General features: G+C 38.9%; 5 protein-coding genes. 2 read left to right on the forward strand and 3 right to left on the reverse strand.

Annotated elements, in window-relative coordinates; translation table 11 throughout:
- The first annotated feature begins 146 nt into the window (after window positions 1–146).
- Window positions 147–1,472, forward strand: coding sequence for an NCS2 family permease (locus U0M88_RS00005; protein WP_117445460.1), 1,326 nt, complete (start codon window positions 147–149; stop codon window positions 1,470–1,472).
- Window positions 1,473–1,536: 64 nt separating this feature from the next.
- Here the strand turns inward: U0M88_RS00005 and U0M88_RS00010 are convergent, their stop codons facing one another.
- The 3 genes from U0M88_RS00010 to U0M88_RS00020 are packed head-to-tail and all read right to left on the reverse strand — an operon-like array spanning window position 1,537 to window position 4,556.
- Entirely contained in the window at window positions 1,537–2,751 is a 1,215-nt protein-coding gene (locus U0M88_RS00010) for a MalY/PatB family protein (RefSeq protein WP_331868526.1), read from the reverse strand.
- Window positions 2,741–4,165, reverse strand: coding sequence for an APC family permease (locus U0M88_RS00015; protein WP_272000758.1), 1,425 nt, complete (start codon window positions 4,163–4,165; stop codon window positions 2,741–2,743). The genes U0M88_RS00010 and U0M88_RS00015 overlap by 11 nt, the downstream gene beginning before the upstream one ends.
- Before the next feature lie 4 nt (window positions 4,166–4,169).
- Window positions 4,170–4,556, reverse strand: coding sequence for a RidA family protein (locus tag U0M88_RS00020; RefSeq protein WP_331868527.1), 387 nt, complete (start codon window positions 4,554–4,556; stop codon window positions 4,170–4,172).
- A 165-nt stretch (window positions 4,557–4,721) separates the two neighbouring features.
- On the opposite strand from U0M88_RS00020, the gene U0M88_RS00025 reads away from it, so the two are divergent.
- Entirely contained in the window at window positions 4,722–5,360 is a 639-nt protein-coding gene (locus U0M88_RS00025) for a helix-turn-helix transcriptional regulator (protein ID WP_117445456.1), read from the forward strand.
- Window positions 5,361–5,582: the final 222 nt, after the last annotated feature.

Below are 5,582 nucleotides of genomic sequence, written 5' to 3' on the forward strand. Positions count from 1 at the left end.
AGAAAAAAATACAAATCCACATTCACATATTCAATTTTACAAATTACCAAAACCGTCTTCAACCACGGTTATAAAAGGTTGAAAGAAAGGAGAAGTATATTGTAGATGACCAGTTAGATGAGTCAATTACAATATACCAGAGGAAAATGGAAAAATTATTTAAGCTCAAGGAAAAAGGGACTTCCGTAAAAACGGAAATTCTGGCAGGACTCACCACATTTTTGGCAATGGCCTATATCCTTGGTGTCAACCCTATTATTTTAGGGGATGCCGGTATGGATCAAGGCTCTGTATTTATGGCAACAGCCATATCTGCAGCATTCGCCAGTATTGTCATGGGACTTGTGGCCAACTATCCGGTTGCGTTAGCAGCAGGAATGGGGGTAAACGCTTTATTCTCTTATACGGTTTGTTTGGGAATGGGATACAGCTGGCAGGCTGCCTTATGTGCCGTATTCGTTTCCGGTGTGATCTTTGTGTTGATCTCTGTGACCGGTATTCGTCAAATGATCATCAATGCCATACCGATCCAGCTAAAGCTTGCGATTGGTTCAGGTATTGGATTCTTCATTGCGTTTGTCGGTTTAAAAAATGCCGGTATCATCGTATCAAATACTTCGACAGCGGTAGGTATTGGTAATCTGACGGACCCGGCAGTACTTTTAGCAGTTGTCGGATTGTTGGTAACGATTGCCCTTGTAATCAAAAATGTGCCGGCAGCCGTGTTTGTCGGTATGGTCATCACCGCCATCTTAGGAATCATTGGCGGTATGATGGGACTTGCCAATATGCCATCTTTACCAACAGATTTCACATTAAATCTTTCTATGCATGGAGCCGGCGCTTTCATGGATGGCTTTGGCGAACTCTTCAGTAATCCGATGGCTGCTTTTGTGATCATCTTCTCTTTCTTGTTCGTGGACTTCTTTGATACAGCCGGAACTTTGATTTCCATTGGAAACCGCATCGGTTTGGTCAATGAAAAAGGTGAACTGGAAAATGCTGAAAAAGCCCTGTTGGCTGATGCGATCGGTACGGTATTTGGAGCTGCCATCGGTACCAGCACCGTGACCAGCTTCGTAGAATCCAGCTCCGGAGTCGGCGTAGGCGGAAGAACGGGTCTTACAGCCGTTACGACCGGTGTTTTATTCCTTTTATCGATCTTGATTTCACCAATCATTTTAAGCGCAGTCACAAACGCAGTTACGGCACCGGCTTTGATCGTTGTCGGCGTTATGATGGCACAACAGCTAAAAGGTATCGACTGGGATGATATGGTCTATGCGACAAGCTCTTTTATTACAGTCTTAATGATGGTCTTGATGTATTCCATCTCCAACGGTATTGCCTGTGGATTTATCGTCTATACTGTTGGAATGTGTGCAGCCGGACGAATCAAACAAATTCATCCGACAGTCTGGGTATTGATGGTGATCTTTATCATCTACTTTGCGACACCATACATGATGTAAGGAAAAACGAATAAAGCCGTGCTCAACCCATTGAACACGGCTTTATTATTATGTTTTTAAATTATTATTCTTGATTAAATACGTATTCATGCAATCTATGAAATGCTTCTTGAACACGAGAATGTGGTAAGGCCAAATTCATACGAATATGGCAAGGGCCATGGAACATAGTTCCATCTTGAATCGCAACACCGACATCCCACATTTTCTTTTCCAACTGCTGAATCGTTAAATGATGATCCTGACAATATTTTGTACAATCAATAAACAGCATATATGTCCCTTCCGGTTTACTGACCGAAAGGCCTTTAAAGTTTTGTTGTATAAAATCAACCGCAAAATCAATATTTTTTGATAATACTTCATTTAACTCATCAACCCATTGATATCCTTCCGGTTTATAGGCTCCGATCAAGGCATGCATCGACAATACGTTCATATCATTATAATGTGGTAAAGAAGACTCTTTTTCGATTCTTTCGCGCCACCAACGGTTATATACGATGTGATACGATCCGACAAGTCCTGCCAAGTTGAATGTTTTACTAGGTGCATACATAGCCGCTGTGCGGTTTCTTGCATCTTCCGAAACACTTTGTGTTGGTGTATGTTTATGACCATTCAACATGATATCACTCCAAATTTCATCAGATACAACATAAACATCATATTTTTTAAACAACGCCATAGCTTTTTCGAGTTCCCATTGTTCCCAGACTCTTCCACAAGGGTTGTGTGGATTACAAAGAATGGCGGCGTGTATTTTTTGACTCTTTAACTTTTCTTCCATATCCTCATAATCCATACGATATATACCTTGTTCATCTTTCATCAAAGAAGAATGAACTAAATCATAGCCATTATTACCTAAAGCCATTGTAAATCCGATATAAGTCGGAGAATGAACTAAGACTTTATCACCTTTGGAACATACACAATTTAATGCAGAGATAACGCCGCCTAAAACACCGTTCTCATAACCGATATGCTCTTTGGTTAATCCTTTGACTGCATTCCTTCTTTCATGCCACTGAATAATGGCATTAAAATATTCATCTGTTGGACTAAAGTATCCGAAAGCCGGATGTTCTATTCGTTCCTGAATAGCCTGCGGGATCGTCGGAACAGTAGGAAAATTCATATCGGCTACCCACATAGGAATAACATCGAATCCTTCTTTAGGACAATCTGGAGCAAAGCCCGGCATCGTCCCCACACCATCCACCGCTATGGCATCTTTACCATGGCGATCCATAATACTTTCAAAATCAAATTTCATTTACTAGTACCTCTCTTTTCTTTGGATTTTCTTCCTCTACATCTGCATTAATGGCTTCCTCAATGATTCTTTCTTTACTTTTTTCCAAGCCTTCTCGACTAACAGCGCCCTGTTTCAAGCGCAATACTGATAAAGCAAATAATACTACACATATTATGACACAGATTATCATATCTCTGCCGTTCAATCCTTTAAATAAGTTATATGTAACTACGCCGGCACAGAATGCACCTAATACACAGCATACTTTCCAAAACCAAACTGGCATACGTAAGGAACGATTTTCCCATTGCGCTTTAAATTTAGAAGGTAAATTGAAACATGCCAAGTTCATATAGATGTTCATAATCATCGCCGGAATCATGACCAAAGATACAACTGCATCCAATGACATTCCGGTTACTATTGGGAAAACGGAGATTAAATAAAACATTAAATAAGTCATGTACGGATATCCCGATTTTGTCTGTTTTTTAAAGAATTCAGGCAACCATCCATCCTCTGCAATCTGAATCAAAGGATAGCGAAACATACCAAGTCCGCCAATATAACTGGATGCAATGGCTCCTATACCTCCGCCTAATACAAAGAACATGTAGATACCATGTGGGAATATTGCTTTGGCGGTAACAGATATATTTTGCCCTGCGATTTGATCATATGGTAAAACCCCACCGGCCACATAAGCCATCAAGCCGTAAATAACAGCTAAACACAAAGTAATGATCACGATCCCAAGAGGTATATTTCTTTTCGGATTTTTGGTAACGGCTGCCATAGAAACCGGTGCCATTGTTGTTCCCTGACAAGCCCACCCCATGATAGCCAAAGCCGATACAAATCCGCCTACACCACCTAAAAAGAATGGATTTCCGCTTGTATTTTCAAAGAAGGCAGATGGATCTACTTGTCCTATGCCAAATCCAATAAATAAAACTAAGGCCGCTATCAAGACTAATGTAACAATATTTTCTAAAATGGTAATAAAGCGAGATCCTTTGATCGAACTGGCAAAAAATATCGTAGTGATAACTAATGCAGCAATACTTCTGAATCCGTCCAGTGCCGGCCATACGATTGCCGCATAATCAACCATCGCGATGGCATAACCACTTAATGCAAAGGCATTTACAATAGTCAAAAATGCTCCAAAGCCAGACATTGTAGGACTGCAAAGCATAGCTTTCATGCTGTAGTCTCCACCTTCTATTACAAACATACTCGGCATAGCCAAATTATACCAATAGGCCAACAACATAAAGAAACAGCCAACAATAACAACCGGTAAAATAGCTCTGCCTGCATTGGCAATACCAAAACCTAACAGAACGAAAATTCCGGTTCCAATCGCACCACCTAACCCAAGACCGACAATATTCCAAAGACCGATCTTTTTTCCACCTTCTGCCTTCATACTTCTATTCCTTTATGGCAACAGCTTCAATTTCAACTCTTGCGTTCATAGGCAGGGCAGCTATCTGGAAAGCCGCACGTGCCGGACAGTCTTTTTCAAAGTATTGAGCATAAACTTCATTCATGGCGTTGAAATCTTGAATATCTTTCAATAAAACAGTCGTTTTGACAACATTCTCAAAGCCCATATTTGCTTCTTCTAAAATAGCTTTTAAGTTTTTAAGCGATTGATGTGTCTGTAAAGAAATATTATCTGCAACAAGTTTTTTGCTTACGGGATCAATAGGTAATTGCCCCGAAACATAAAGCATTTCTCCTTTTGCCTTAACAGACTGTGAATAAGGACCAATGGCTTCGGGAGCACCAGATGTCGCAATAATGATCTTTTTCATACTTCCTCCTTTATAATTTTTTTATCATTATGTTAATTTCATTATCATCCATCTACCTAAAGAAGTTAATATATATTTTATCAATATGAAAAATATATTATCTTTTGCTATGTAAATCTATCCGATTCCATGTATAATAGCTGTATGAAAGACTGGTGAATTCTCATGAAAGACCAACAAATATTTAAACAATATATCGATCTTCTACCATTCTTGGCAGCCGTTTTAGGAAATGAATGCGAAATCGTAATTCATGATTTAACAAATCCACAAGCTTCGATTATCGCAATAAAAAATCCTGTTTCCGGAAGAAAAAAAGGAGACGCGTTAACGCACTTTGCACAGGAAATCCTGGATCAAGGTCTTTACCATAATCAAGATTTTATTGCAAATTACAATGGGCAGAGCAAACATCACGATTTCCTGTCCTCTACTTTTTTTATAAAAAATGGAAAAACGATTATCGGTATGCTTTGTATCAATAAAAATTTAACCCCGGCAAAACATACAATGTTTGCCTTAGAAAACTTATTGAAGTCCTATAATTTAATACAGAACCAAGAGGAAAATATCACTGAACAATTCGACTCTTCGATTGTTGATATTGCTAAATCTCGCATTCAAGAAATCATTGCCCGTCAAAAAGTACCCGTTGCCTATATGAGCATAGAGGATAAACTGACTGTGCTTCAAAAATTAAAAGACGATGCGATTTTAGATACGAAGGGATCGATACAGGAAGTCGCAGCACAACTTCATGTCTCCATTCCAACTATCTATAGATACCTAAAAAGAATTAAATAATGAACATAAAAAAATGAGGAAGCTGTTAGAACAATGTCATTAAGTTAAGCAAAACATGATCTTATGAGTCTTGTCTAAAATAGGCGAGGCTCTTTTATTTGTGAAAAAAATCTAAAAAAGCTTGACAAAGAAAAAGTCGGAATCTTTAAACATAATCCGAAGGAATTATAGAGGAGGATTTTTACCTATGATTCCTGATCAAGTTTTATCGATCTTTAATCG

Origin of the sequence: Faecalicoccus sp. (assembly GCF_036552745.1) — a bacterium.
Taxonomy (GTDB): domain Bacteria; phylum Bacillota_I; class Bacilli_A; order Erysipelotrichales; family Erysipelotrichaceae; genus Faecalicoccus.

Excerpts from the sequence above, each read along its gene's own strand:
- U0M88_RS00025 (WP_117445456.1), top strand. The coding sequence starts at position 4,722 with ATGAAAGACCAACAAATATTTAAACAATATATCGATCTTCTACCATTC.
- U0M88_RS00020 (WP_331868527.1), bottom strand. The coding sequence starts at position 4,556 with ATGAAAAAGATCATTATTGCGACATCTGGTGCTCCCGAAGCCATTGGT.
- U0M88_RS00005 (WP_117445460.1), top strand. The coding sequence starts at position 147 with ATGGAAAAATTATTTAAGCTCAAGGAAAAAGGGACTTCCGTAAAAACG.
- U0M88_RS00015 (WP_272000758.1), bottom strand. The coding sequence starts at position 4,165 with ATGAAGGCAGAAGGTGGAAAAAAGATCGGTCTTTGGAATATTGTCGGT.
- U0M88_RS00010 (WP_331868526.1), bottom strand. The coding sequence starts at position 2,751 with ATGAAATTTGATTTTGAAAGTATTATGGATCGCCATGGTAAAGATGCC.